A 12,963-nucleotide genomic window follows, 5' to 3' on the forward strand; every position below is an offset into this window, starting at 1 on the left:
TTTGGACGCGGCGTTGTGAAAGGGTAGGCTCCGGGCCGTTACGGCCCGGAGCGCTTTCAATGACTATTCGACCGGCTTGACGGTGTCCGTCGGCGGCTTCTGGTTGCCCCAGAAGGCCGGGTTGTCGACGTTCTCCTTGGTGATGGCGGCACCGGGGATCTTGATGTTCGGACCCCAGGCTTCCTTGGTCACGGTCGATTTCAAGCCGAGCACGTCGTATTCACCGGGCTTGATCTCTTGCTTCTTGACGATCCTGTCCATGAACATCGCGACAGCCGCGGCCTGCGCGTAGAGCGGCTGCTCGATTTCGGCGTTGAGCCAGCCCTTGCGGATCAGGTCGAGGCCGACCGGAGCGCCGTTCGAGCTCATCAGCATGACGTCGCCCGGCTTTTTGCCGGCCGCCTCGAGCGAGGCGACGGCAGCGACCGAAAGGTGCGCGGCATGGCTGAAGATCAGGTCGATGTCCGGGTTCGCCAGCATCTGGTCGGCAACGATTGTGCCGGCATTGCTGGCTTCCCACTGCATGGCCGGAAGCGAGATGATCTTGACGTCGGGAAACGCCTTCATCTTCTCCTCGAAGCCCTTCTGGATGTCGAGCGTGTAGGGATCGCCGGGATCGCCGAGGACTTGCAGCACCTTGCCCTTCACCGAACCGTGCTTTGCCTTCAGCAGCTTCTCGGCCTGGTCGGCGGCGACGTAGCCGATCTCGACCGTTCCGGCGACAGAGGTGAAGTCGGATGGCGTCGAGGTGATCTGGCGGTCGAACTCGACCACCGGGATGCCGGCGGCCCGGGCCGCCTCGATCGACGGTTTCAGGGCATTGAAGTCGACTGCCGCCAGGATGATGGCCGCCGGCTTCAGCGCGATGACGTCGTTCATCTGCGATTGCTGGGCGTCGGTCTTGTTGTCGGCGTTCAGCGTCTTCATCTCGTAGCCGGTCTGCTTCAGGAACAGTTCCAGCGCGCTCACCGAGCCGGTCTGGAACTCGTCCAGCAGGGTCGGCACCATATAGTAGACGATACCCTTGGACTGGGCGAATGCCGGCGTGAGCGTGGCAAAGGCCAGTGCAAGGATACCGAAGACAGCAAGAAGTATTCGCTTCATGTCGTTCGCTCCTCTTAAGCCGGACCCCTCTTTTGTCCCTCAGCCTGTCGGTCCGGCACCGGCAAGCGTCTCACCGGTGATCATGTTGATCACCGCATCGGGACTTGTTTTATTGCGTGCGACATCGCCGGCCACAACGCCCTGGCGGATCACCACGATCCGGTCGGCGACCTGAAAAGCCTGCTGCATGATATGGGTGATGATGACGACGCCGATGCCCTGGTTCGCCACCTGGCGGATCATGTCGAGGCCGCGCCGTGTCTGTTCGACGCCGAGGGCGGCGAACGGTTCGTCGAGCAGCACCAGCTTGCCACCCCAGTGCACGAAACGGTTGAGCTCGATGGCTTGCCGCTGGCCGCCCGAGAGATGCTCGACATTGGCCCGCAGCGAGGGAATGCGGGTGCCGGCATTGGCCAGCGCCTTTCCAACGACGGCTTCCATGGCGTGCTCGTCGAGCACGGGAATGCCGAGAAACTTGCGTGTGATCTCACGGCCCATGAAGAAATTGGCGACCACGTCGACATTGGTGCACAGCGAGAGATCCTGATAGACGGTCTCGATGCCCGCGGCCTTGGCCTCGGCCGGTGATTTGGCAAGGAATTCCTTGCCCTCGAACAGCATGCGACCCGACGTCGGCTCCAGTCCGCCCGATATGATCTTCACCAGTGTCGATTTGCCGGCGCCGTTGTCGCCCAGCAGCGCCACGACCTCGCCCTTGCCGATCGAGAAGCAGATCCCCTTGAGCGCTTCGATCGCGCCATAGTTCTTGGTGACGTTGTCGAGCACCAGCAGGGGTTCACTCATGCCGCAATCTCCCTGCCTTTGAGAAGGTCGCGCTCGCGTTCGCGTTCGGCCGCGAACATCTGCCCGAAGCGAGGTGACAGCACCCCGGAAACCGCAAGGGCGGCGGCGCCGCGCAGCACGGAATGCTGTCCGCCGCGCGCGACCACAACCCTGGGCGTCGTGCGGTCCTTGCGGGCCGAGACGGAGTTGTGCAGGCCTCCGGCCGAACCAGCCAGCATTTCGAGCAGGTCGGTGGACGCCAGCCCGCCGAGGATGACCGTCTCCGGGTCGAACAGGTTCTCGATGACGGCGACGGCGTTGTGAAAGATCGGTGCGACTTCGGCGACCCAATCCGCCTCGCTGCCGTTCCAGCGCCGGAGTGCCTCGAGCGACAAATATCTTTCGAGACAGCCGCTGTTGCCGCACGGGCAAGCCTCGCCGCCCGGAATAACGGGAATATGCCCGATCTCGCCGGCATTTCCCCAGGCGCCGCGCAAGGCGCTGCCCTCATGAACCATGACGCCGCCAAGGCCAACGCCGAAATAGAGATAGTAATATTCGGAAAACTGGGCGCCGAGGCCGTAGAGGCGCTCGCCCATGGCGGCCGCTGCCATATCGGTTTCAAAGAAGGCCGGTAATCCGGTGGAGGCCGCCAGCCGTTCGCGCAGCGCCACATCCTTCCAGCCGGTCATGGTGGTTGGCCCGACGAAACTCATGGACTCCACGTCGAATGGGCCGGGCAGGGCCATGCCGACCCCGAGCACCCGCCCGCCAGCCCGCAGTCTGGTCAATTCCACCACCATCGCCCCGATCAGTTCGAAGGCGTGGTCCGGCGTCGCATTCGGCGCTTCGCGGTAAATGCTCTCGATCACGTCGCCGCTCAGATTGATCAAGGCGGCGCTGATACCAAGCGGAGTGATGTGGATGCCGACGGCATAGCCGCCCTCGGGGTTGATCCGCAGCGTCGCCGGCGGCAGGCCGCGCCCCTTCGGCTCTTCGCGCAGCGACAGGATGTAGTCCTGATCTTCCAGTTCGCGAACGATGGTCGATACCGTCTGGACGGTGAGGCCGACGCGCCGGGCGATCTCGCCGCGGGCGATCGGTCCATGAAGGCGGATGGACTCAAGCACGATGCGCCGATTGTACGGCCGCCCGAACTCCTGATTGGTCCCCCGCAGTGCCATGCCTTGCGCCCCTTAGGAGAGCGCAGCTTTGCATTGCTTATTTATTCAGTCAAATGGAATTCAAAAATAAATTCACGACGAAGTTTCCAGGGAAGGCCGTGGAGGGCCTATTCGGTTCAGGACCTGCCCACGCGTCGCCCTGGCCGATTGCCGCCGTGGCGAAACCCCTTCAATGGTGAGCGAACCCCGCGACCGTTGATCTGACAAAGATGGAGCAAAGATGATCGAATTGCCGTTTGCCCGCGACGAGTACCAACAGCGGCTTCGCAAGATCCGCACCGAGATGGCGAAGCGCGGTCTCGAGCTCCTTGTCGTCAACGACGTTGCCAACCAGCATTACATCACCGGCTATGATGGCTGGTCGTTCTACACGCCGCAGGTGGTGCTGGTTCCAATCGAGGAGGTCGAGCCGGTCTGGATCGGGCGCGCCATGGATGCGGCCGGCGGTCTTCTGACCGCCTGGATGAAACCGGAAAACGTGGTTGGCTTTCCGGAAGATCATGTTCAGCGCGTCGATCGCCATCCCATGGACTGGATCGCGAACTGGATCGTCTCGAAGGGCTGGGGTAGCAGACATATCGGCATCGAACTCGAAGCCTACTATTTCTCTCCGAAAGGGCATGCCCGGCTTGTCGCGGGACTGCCCAATGCGAAATGGCACGATGCCGACCTGCTGGTGAACTGGATCCGCGCGGTCAAATCGGCGCCCGAGATCGCGTATTTGCGCAAGGCGTCCATCTTGGCCGAAGCGGCCGTCACGCGGGCCTTCGAGGTGATCGCACCGGGTGTTCGCGAGTGCGATGCCATCGCCGCCATCCAGGCGGCGCAGATCGCAGGCAGCCCGGATTTTGCCGGCGACATCACCGCTCTTCCCCCGACAATCCTCGGTGGCGAGAATGCCTCGGCGCCGCACATTATGTGGAGCGACAGGCGGTTCGGAGACAACGAGACGATCGCGCTGGAACTTGCCGGCGTCTGCCGCCGCTATGCCGCCGGCCTCGCCAGGACCATGCAGCTTGGCAAAACGCCGACAAATGTTTCGGACACGGCAAAAGCGGTGATCGAGGGCATGGATGCGGTGCTCGACGCGGTCCGGCCAGGAACGACTGCCGAAGCCGTCGAAGCCGCCTGGCGCAAGGTCATCCAGCGCTACGGACTGAAGAAGGAATCGCGCATCGGCTACTCCATCGGGGTCGCCTATCCGCCGGACTGGGGCGAGCACACGATCAGCCTCAGGCCGGGCGACAAGACCGTGCTTGAACCGGGCAACGTCGTTCATTCCATCCTCGGCATGTGGATGGACGGCTGGGGCATCGAGATCAGCGAGACCATCCTGGTTACCGAAACCGGCCATGAGACCCTGACGAAGTTCCCGCGAGAGATCCATGTCAAATCCTGAGGGTTCGGCCACGGCGGATGGTGTTGCGAAAACCGTGACGACCGATATCGACGCCGGAATTCTCGATCGGATGATCGAGGTCCGCCGCCATCTGCACCGCAATCCCGAGCTTTCGAACCAGGAGGCCGGCACGCAGCGCTATCTCAGGCAGATGCTCGTGGATCAGGGAATTGCCGACATTCGCGACGTTGCCGGCTTTGGCCTTGCCGTCGATATTGTCGGCACCGGCAAGCCGTCAAATCGAAAGATCGCCATTCGCGCCGACATCGATGCCTTGCCGATCGAGGAGGAGTCCGGCGTCGATTATGCATCGACGAATCCAGGCGTGATGCATGCCTGCGGTCACGACGCCCATGCATCGATGGCTTTCGCAGTGGCCGCGCATCTTCACCGGTCGCGGGACAGTTTTGGCGGCACCGTTCGCCTGATCTTCCAGCCGGCCGAGGAAGACGAACCGTCGGGCGGCAGGCGGGTGGTGGAAGAGGGGCTTCTGGACGACATCGACGCCGCGATCTGCGTCCATGTCGATCCCTACACGCCGTCCGGCAAGATCGCCGTCGGCTCCGGTCCATACACTCTGGCCTGTGACACGTTCGATGTGGTCGTCATCGGCTCGGCCGCGCACGCGGCAAAACCGCATGAAGGTGTCGATGCGTTGGCCGTGGCCTGCTCCCTGGTGAGCGAATTGCAGAAGATCGTTTCGCGCGAGATCGACCCGTACGACCCGCTGGTGATTTCCGTGACGGCCATCAATGGCGGCAACGCCTATAATGTCACCGCCGGCAAGGTCACGTTGAAAGGCACCATCCGCAGCGGCAGCAATGCAACCCGCGAGCGGGCCTGGCGCCGCGTCCGTACGATAGCCGAGGGAATAGGGACGAGCCACGGCGCGCGTGTCGAGGTCGACATCCACAAGGGCGAACCTGGTGTCGTCAACGATGTCGAGATGACTGAGCTGATTGCCGCCAGCGCCAAGGCCTGCATCGGTGCCGACAACGTCCTCAGCACGCCCGGATGGACGATCGCGGACGACTTTGGCTACTACAGCGAGAAACGTCCTTCGGTCTATTTTCGGCTGGGAATCCGCAACGAGGAGATCGGATCGGTCTTTCCGCTCCATCACGCCCGGTTTCGTGTCGACGAGGCTGCGTTGAAGGTCGGCGCGGCCACCCTGGTTACGGCAGTGACGGCGTTTCTGTCGATGGAAGCGCCTTAGTCAGCCATCATGATGGTCATCGGCGCATGGGGCAGGAGCCCAGCATCTCTTACAGATATTGGGCGACCTTCTTGCCGACCGTGAGGAAGCGCAAGGGATCGATCGCTTCGCCATTGTGGCGCACTTCGTAGTGCAGATGCGGGCCGGTCGAGCGGCCGCTGCTGCCGGTCTTGCCGATGACGGCGCCGGCGTCCAGTTTCTCGCCGACGGTGACGTCGATCTCGCTGAGATGCCCGTAGCGTGTCGCAAAGCCATTGCCGTGGTCGACTTCCACCATGCGGCCATAGCCGCCGTTCCAGCCGGCCTTGGTGACGGTGCCGGGTGCGGTGACCTTGGCGGCCATGCCGATCGGGACCCTGAAATCCATGCCGGAATGCAGTGCCGCGGTGCCGAGGATCGGGTCGGTGCGCACGCCGAACGGGCTGGTGACGGAGTGGCCCGGTGCGGGGTTGGTCAGCGGCAGCTGGCGCGCTTCCTTCTTGAGATGGTCGAGGGCGTCAAGCGCTTCGTCCAACTCCTTGACCTTGCTGTCGAACATCATGGAGCTGTCGAGCGGGATCAGCGGTCCGCCGACATCGCTGTCGCCCTTGCCGAAATCGCTGTCGACGGGCAGTCCGGCCGCCTCGAGCGCCTGGGTAATGGCATCGGCGCTCTTGTAGGCATTGTCGGCAAGCGTGCTGATGCGGGTCAACTGGTCGCTCTCGATGGATCTCAGTGACTGGTTGATCGAGACGAAGAGCTTGTCGGCACGATCGGCGGCTGAATCGTTGGGCAGCGGATCGGAGCGGGTCGACCACAGCGAGAACGGCCTTGTGTCGCCGGCGCCGGGATCGGCGCTCAGGCTGGCGACCGCATAGTTCCGCGCGGGCTCCTTGATGCTGCCGGTCACTTCGGCGCGTTTGTCCGGCTTCGCAACCGCTGCCGGATCTTCGGCCGGCGCTGCGCCGACTTCGCTCTCGGCGCGTTCGAGCAGCGGGCCAAGGCGGCCGTGACGCTGGCTCAACTGGCTCTGCCGTTCAAGCAGTTCGCTGACCTTGGTTTCCATCAGCTGCTGGTCGAGCAACTGCCGGCTGGTGATGCGGTCGACCTGGGCGCGAAGCGCCGAAATGCGATCTTCATAAGCTTGCTGCATGCGCGCCTGGCGCGCCGTGGTGGCGCCTATCAGATCGTCGCGCAGCACCAGATAGGAGGTGGCCATGAGGTAGCCGACGGCAATGGCGGCGAGCGCCGAGCCGATAAAGGCCGCCAGCCACGGTCGGATCGTGAAATGCCTGATCTCGTTGCCCCGGGCGATGATGACCGTATGGGGCTCCTTACGCCTGCCGAAGACTGCGGACTGACCGGTTGCGTTCACGGGACCAAGCTTTCGTTTACGACACCACGACAGCTTGACTACACATTATTAAGGTTAACAAAGGCTTGCAGCGCCGGCTTGCCCGCAGCGAACCCCCGCCAGGCGTGCGTATGGTTGTAAGGGAAACCGGGCCAACCTCGCCGGCAAAACCTCAAAGCGCCCGAACGGCCTCGAGCACCTCTTCCGCATGGCCCTTGACGCGGACCTTGCGCCAAATCCTGGCGATCCGCCCGTCGCGGCCGATCAGGAACGTCGCGCGCTCGACGCCCATATACTTGCGGCCATACATCGATTTCTCGACCCACAGATGGTAGGCTTCGATCACCTTGCGCTCCTCGTCGGCGGCGAGGTCGATGGTGAGATTGTATTTCGACTTGAACTTGTCGTGCTTCTTGACGGGGTCGCGCGACAGGCCGATCACCACGGCGCCGGCCTTCTCGAAGTCCGGCTTCAGCTGCGAGAAGCTGATCGCCTCCTGCGTGCAGCTTGTTGTGTCGTCCTGCGGATAGAAATACAGCACGATGGGCTTGCCGGACGATGCGGCAAGGCTGACTGATCCGCCGCCGTCCCGCGGCAGGTCGAATTGCGGCGCGAGATCGCCTACGTCGAGGTCAGCCATACCGATGCCCTTGTTTGAGGTTACGCGCGAAGCCACACCGATATAGTGTCGGACGGGGATTCGTCCACGATCGAGTTCGTACAACGGAAAATTGCGTGGATCAGGAGCGACCGCAGCACGAGAAGATCCGGTTCAGGCGTGATGAGATCACCGACCTGGGGACCTTTCCGTCCGCCTGCCGTGTGCCGCCGCTCGGTCAGGCTTCGATCGGACGCGGTTTTCGCATCCTGTCGCGACTGTTCGCCGGTCTGGTCGCTTTCGTGCTGCTGGCCGCCGTGCTCGTTTATCTGGTTGGCGCCTCCGGCATCGGAGCCGACCGGCTTCGCACCGAGGCGGAAACGGCGCTCGAGAAACTGGCGGGCGTCGATGTCAATGTCGCGGTCGGGCCTGCCCGCATCACGCTCGACGGTTCGAGTTTCATCGCGCTTCAGGTCAGCGACGTCAGCTTGAAGACTTCGGACGGCAAGCCGATGGCCGATGCCGGCCGCGTGCGCTTCGGCGTGCGTCTGTTCCCGCTGCTGTGGGGAGATGTGCGGCTGACCAGCGCCAGGATCTCGGATGCCCGCATCGTCGTGGCGGCGATGCCGTCAGGCGGCGACTGGACCGCCGGCCTGCGCAATGCGGACGGCCTCATCGATCCGGAGAAGCTGTCCGCCGCGGTGTTCGGAAACATCAACCACGCACTCGATGCCGTGCGGGAGGATTCGCTGCGCCGGATCGACCTTCGCAATGTCGAATTCGTGCTGCCCGAAACCGGAGCGATCAAGCTCGTCAAGATCACCGACGCCACCGTCGTGCAGTCGGGCCCGGGCGGCATGCAGTTCTCGTCCACGGCGGACATCGACGGCAGGACGGCTACCGTTGCCGCTTCCGCCTCCCGCGATATCGCGGCGCACCGCGTCACGGCACTGGATGCGAGCGTCGATCTGGCCGATACCGGCGATATGGCGGCCGCTGCCGGCAAGCTGGGAACCGTCGCGCTGAAGCTGACGGGATCGGAAGGGTTCGGCGCGAACGCATCGCGGCTGACGGCCGCTTTGTCGTCGACGGGTTCTGTCCTCGATCTCGGCACGCGAGGACTGCTGCCGGCGGACGTCGATATCAATGCGACGCTGGTTGCGGGCAGCAACAAGATCCAGGTCGACAGATTGCTGCTGAAGACCGGCCGCTCGACATTTGATTTCGCCGGTTCGATCGGGCCGAAGCCGGCAAGCGGAGCGGTGGGTGAAGAACCCTCCTATCGCTACGACCTGACCAGCGACGGATCGTCGCTTGCGCCTTCGGAGTCGCCCGAGCCGGCGCTCACCTTCCTGGCCCGGATTGCCGGCGTCTACAACACGGTGAGCCACAAATTGGTCGCCGAGCAGATCGCGCTCCGGTCCGCCGGCTCCGGCGAGATGCTTGGCACCGCCGCCGTGGCGTTCGTCGACGGCAAAGTGCCGGGGATCAATCTGGCGTTCAACATCCACGACATGCAGGTCTCTCACGTCAAGCAGCTGTGGCCGTGGTTTTCGGCGCGCAATGCCCGGCTCTGGGTGCTGGCCAATCTGTTCGGCGGCCGTGTCGTCGACGCCAACCTTCAGTTCCAGGTGGTGCCGGGCCGCCTGGGCAACGGCGTGCCGCTTTCGGCCGATGAGGTGTTCGGCCGCTTCCAGATCGAGGGATCGCGCTTCGACACCGCCGGCCGCATTCCGCCGATACGCGACGCGGTCGGCGTCGTCGGTTTCCACGGCAACGATGTCGATATCTCGCTATCCTCGGGCACCGTCTACATGCCCAGCGGCCGCACCGTGGCGGCCAGCAACGGCACGCTGACGGTCAAGGCGGCCAACCGCCCGCCGGTCGTCGGCGCGCTCGATATCGACGTCGACGGCGAAGCGTCGGCCGTCGCCGAACTCGCATCCTACGAGCCGATCAACGCCATGCGCCATGTCGGCATCCTGCCGGAAGACCTGTCGGGCAGCGTCACCGGCCACGTCAAGGCGGATATTCCGCTGCAGTCCGGTGTCGACTCCTCGAAGCTCGATTGGCTGGTGTCGCTCGACTACAGCGGCATGTCATTGGCCAAGCCCTTCGAGGGCCAGATCGTAACGGATGCCGACGGTTCGATCACGGTCGATCCCGAGAAGGCGGTGATCTCCGCCAAGGCATTGCTGAACGGCATTCCGGCCGAACTCGATCTGGTCGAGCCGCTCAGGGATGACGGGCCGGCGCGCAGCCGCAAAGTGGCTCTGGTGCTTGACGACAAGATCCGCGCCGCCGCCATGCCCGGCCTGAAGCCGCTGCTTGCCGGAACGGTGAAGGTCGCAATCGACAAGAACGGCGGCGGCGACCAGAACGTCTCGGCCGATCTGACCAACGCCAGGCTGGAAATTCCCTGGGCCGGCTGGAGCAAGGGGGCAGGGGTTCCTGCCAATGTCACCTTCGTCATGACCAAGTCCGGCGACACCACGACGCTGTCCGACTTCGATCTCGACGGAAAGTCGTTCTCCGTCGACGGCAGCATCGTGCTGGTCAATGGCGCCTTGTCGTCGGCGCGGTTCAGCAAGGTCACCTTGAACAGGGGCGACGACGTTGCCGTGTCGGTGAAGCGGTCCGGCAAGGGCTATGCGGTCGACATATCGGGCAACGCGCTCGATGCCCGCTCGCTGATCAAGCAGTTCACCTCGGACGTCGACACGGCTACCAAGACCACCGGTTCCGATGCCATTTCCGTCAGCGCCGATGTCGATCAGCTGACCGGTTTCCATGACGAGCAATTGTCCAATTTGAAGCTCGACTACAGTGCTGCCGGTTCGCGAGTGAACGGGCTGAAGGTCAGCGCCACGGCAAGTTCGGGCGCCGCCATTTCAATCAGCAACACCACCGGTGCCGGCCAGCGCTCGCTCAACATGCAGTCCGCGGACGCCGGCGCCATCTTGAGATTCCTCAATATCTACGAGCATATGGAAGGCGGAACGATCACCCTGGCGCTTGCGGGGCCGAGCGACGGATCGCTGAGGGGCAAGGTCGACACCAGCAACTTTTTCGTGGTCAACGAACCGAAATTGGCCTCCATCGTCTCGACCACGCCGGCCGGCGATAACCGCAGCCTCAATCAGGCGGTCAAGGGCAAGCTCGACACGTCGCGGGTGAAGTTCGAACGCGGCTACGCCGAGATCGACAAGGGCAGCGGCTATCTGAAACTGGCCAATGGCGTGCTGCGTGGACCGCGCATCGGCACCACGTTCCAGGGCACGCTCTACGACCAGAACAACAACATGGACATGACCGGCACATTCATGCCGGTCTATGGCCTCAACCGCATCTTCGGCGAATTGCCCATCGTTGGCGCGCTGCTCGGCAATGGCCGCGACCGTGGTCTGATCGGCGTCACCTACCGGCTCAAAGGCAATGCCAACAAGCCGCTGCTGGACATCAATCCGCTGTCGGTGATCGCGCCCGGAATATTCAGGTCGATTTTTGAGTATCGGTGAGTGGCGCGGATCATGGTCGCCAGGAAATTGATTGCATTGGGTGCTGGTGCCGCACTCTTGGTCATCGCCGGCGGTCACTCAACGCGTCCAATTTCTGCTTTGCGCAGCGCAGGTTCCTGTCGGAAGAGGAGCTCTTGGCGGCTGCCGTTGCGGATATTCCAAAGCTTGTCGAACTTACTCAGGAGAGAGGAAGGTCTCTTCTGAGGTATGCAGACAAGTCTACCGATTTTTCCAATGTCACAATCGTCAACTACAAAGACGCTTCTGATTTTATGCAGAATAACCCAAACTGCTGTCGCATTGGTCGCTTTGACGGACCGCGTGAGCCTCTCTTCCCGCCGGATTGGTGGACCGTAGTGTCAGGCTATGCAGCAAAAATTGTCACCGTGAATTTCAAGCTGCGTTTCCTGACCCCGACGGGCAAAGAATCTTTCCAAAATGATCCTTTTTACGTCTGGATAGATTCTTGTGGGAAAATCAAACCGTACGCCTAGCAGGCGGCCGGCATGGATCGAGTTCTGCTCAAACCGGCCGTACCAGAATATGTTTTTTCTTTCCCAGAGAAAGCTTTACGACGTTTTCCGGACTCAAATCCCGAGGGGTCACCAGGCGGCGCTCGTCGCTCACCGGCTCGTCGTTCAGGCGCACGGCACCGCCCTGCACATGGCGCCGCGCTTCGCCGTTCGATGCCGCCAGTCCGGCGGTGACCAGCAGCGACAGAATGCCGACGCCGGTTTCAAGCGCCGTTTTGTCGACTTCGACGGTCGGCAGCGATTCCGCGAGCGCACCTTCCTCGAACGTCTTGCGCGCCGTATCGCCGGCTTGCTCGGCTGCTGCACGGCCGTGCAGCAGGGCGGTGATCTCGGTGGCGAGGATCTTCTTGGCCTCATTGATCTCGGATCCGCCGAGCCGCCCGAGCCGCGCCACCTCGTCCAGCGGCAGCGTCGTGTAGAGCTTGAGGAAGCGCGCGACGTCGGCATCCTCGGTGTTGCGCCAATACTGCCAGAATTCGTAGGGGCTCAGCATCTCCGCATCGAGCCAGACCGCGCCCGAGGCGGACTTGCCCATCTTGGCGCCAGACGACGTGGTGAGCAGCGGCGTGGTCAGCGCATAGAGTTGCGCGTCCTCCATGCGGCGGCCGAGATCGATGCCGTTGATGATGTTGCCCCACTGGTCGGAGCCGCCCATCTGCAGGCGGCAGCCGAGACGCTTGTAGAGCTCGACGAAATCATAGGCCTGCAGGATCATGTAGTTGAATTCGAGGAACGACAGCGACTGCTCGCGATCGAGCCGCAGCTTGACGGAATCGAACGCCAGCATGCGGTTGACGGAAAAGTGACGGCCGACATCGCGCAGGAAATTGACGTAGTTGATCTCCATCAGCCAGTCGGCGTTGTTGACCATGATGGCGTCGTTCGGACCGCTTCCGAATTTGAGGTAGGGCGTGAAGTTGCGGCGGATGCCGGCTAGATTGTCTTCGATGTCCTGCGGGGTCAAAAGCTTGCGCGCCTCGTCCTTGAAAGAGGGGTCGCCGATCATCGAGGTGCCGCCGCCCATCAGCGCGATCGGCCGATGACCGGTCTGCTGCAGCCAGTGCAGCATCATGATCTGGATCAGCGAGCCGGCGTGCAGGCTTTTGGCGGTGGCGTCGAAGCCGATATAGGCCGTCACCGTTTCCTTGGCGAAGATATTGTCGAGACCGGCATCATCCGAAGTCTGGTGGATGAAACCGCGCTCGCTCATCGTGCGCAGGAAATCCGATTTGAAGGCAGGCATTTTTTCTTTCCCGAAAGCGCCCGGCCAGCGTGGCTCGGGTGTGCATGAACGC

The 12,963-nt window shown here is 62.8% G+C and carries 10 protein-coding genes; 4 read left to right on the forward strand and 6 right to left on the reverse strand.

From position 1 onward, the window contains the following. Positions 1-63: 63 nt before the first annotated feature. From AC0L24_RS26260 to AC0L24_RS26270, 3 genes are read right to left on the reverse strand one after another with little or no spacing between them, the layout of a single operon-like run. On the reverse strand, positions 64-1,104 hold the full coding sequence (locus tag AC0L24_RS26260) for a sugar ABC transporter substrate-binding protein (RefSeq protein ID WP_128289765.1): 1,041 nt from the start codon (positions 1,102-1,104) through the stop codon (positions 64-66). Positions 1,105-1,143: 39 nt separating this feature from the next. After that, the gene (locus AC0L24_RS26265) at positions 1,144-1,908 is read right to left on the reverse strand and encodes an ATP-binding cassette domain-containing protein (protein WP_473564319.1); all 765 of its coding nucleotides are present in this window, start codon (positions 1,906-1,908) and stop codon (positions 1,144-1,146) included. Beyond that, positions 1,905-3,071: an ROK family transcriptional regulator gene (locus AC0L24_RS26270; protein ID WP_128289767.1), complete on the reverse strand. Its 1,167-nt coding sequence runs from the start codon at positions 3,069-3,071 to the stop codon at positions 1,905-1,907. Before AC0L24_RS26270 ends, AC0L24_RS26265 begins: the two co-directional genes overlap by 4 nt. Positions 3,072-3,291: 220 nt before the next feature. Here AC0L24_RS26270 and AC0L24_RS26275 point away from each other — a divergent pair, with 220 nt between their 5' ends. Continuing rightward, complete coding sequence (locus AC0L24_RS26275) at positions 3,292-4,470, forward strand: M24 family metallopeptidase (protein ID WP_473564321.1); 1,179 nt, start codon at positions 3,292-3,294, stop codon at positions 4,468-4,470. Next, the gene (locus tag AC0L24_RS26280; RefSeq protein WP_473564322.1) at positions 4,457-5,686 is read left to right on the forward strand and encodes a M20 metallopeptidase family protein; all 1,230 of its coding nucleotides are present in this window, start codon (positions 4,457-4,459) and stop codon (positions 5,684-5,686) included. The genes AC0L24_RS26275 and AC0L24_RS26280 overlap by 14 nt, the downstream gene beginning before the upstream one ends. Positions 5,687-5,735: 49 nt before the next feature. Here AC0L24_RS26280 and AC0L24_RS26285 read toward each other — a convergent pair whose 3' ends face one another. Together AC0L24_RS26285 and AC0L24_RS26290 are read right to left on the reverse strand one after the other, a co-directional pair. Further along, complete coding sequence (locus AC0L24_RS26285; protein ID WP_473564324.1) at positions 5,736-7,040, reverse strand: M23 family metallopeptidase; 1,305 nt, start codon at positions 7,038-7,040, stop codon at positions 5,736-5,738. Positions 7,041-7,191: 151 nt separating this feature from the next. Next, positions 7,192-7,659: a peroxiredoxin gene (locus AC0L24_RS26290; RefSeq protein WP_473564325.1), complete on the reverse strand. Its 468-nt coding sequence runs from the start codon at positions 7,657-7,659 to the stop codon at positions 7,192-7,194. A 95-nt stretch (positions 7,660-7,754) separates the two neighbouring features. Between AC0L24_RS26290 and AC0L24_RS26295 the strand changes: the two genes are divergently transcribed. Together AC0L24_RS26295 and AC0L24_RS26300 are read left to right on the forward strand one after the other, a co-directional pair. Beyond that, positions 7,755-11,135 (forward strand): hypothetical protein, encoded by a 3,381-nt coding sequence (locus AC0L24_RS26295; RefSeq protein ID WP_473564327.1) that lies wholly within the window; start codon positions 7,755-7,757, stop codon positions 11,133-11,135. Between the two features lie 134 nt (positions 11,136-11,269). Next, complete coding sequence (locus AC0L24_RS26300; RefSeq protein ID WP_128289742.1) at positions 11,270-11,629, forward strand: hypothetical protein; 360 nt, start codon at positions 11,270-11,272, stop codon at positions 11,627-11,629. A 28-nt stretch (positions 11,630-11,657) separates the two neighbouring features. Here AC0L24_RS26300 and tyrS read toward each other — a convergent pair whose 3' ends face one another. Next, positions 11,658-12,911 (reverse strand): tyrosine--tRNA ligase, encoded by a 1,254-nt coding sequence (gene tyrS, locus AC0L24_RS26305; RefSeq protein WP_128289741.1) that lies wholly within the window; start codon positions 12,909-12,911, stop codon positions 11,658-11,660. Between the last annotated feature and the right edge of the window lie 52 nt (positions 12,912-12,963).

The organism is Mesorhizobium sp. WSM4809 (genome assembly GCF_055811655.1).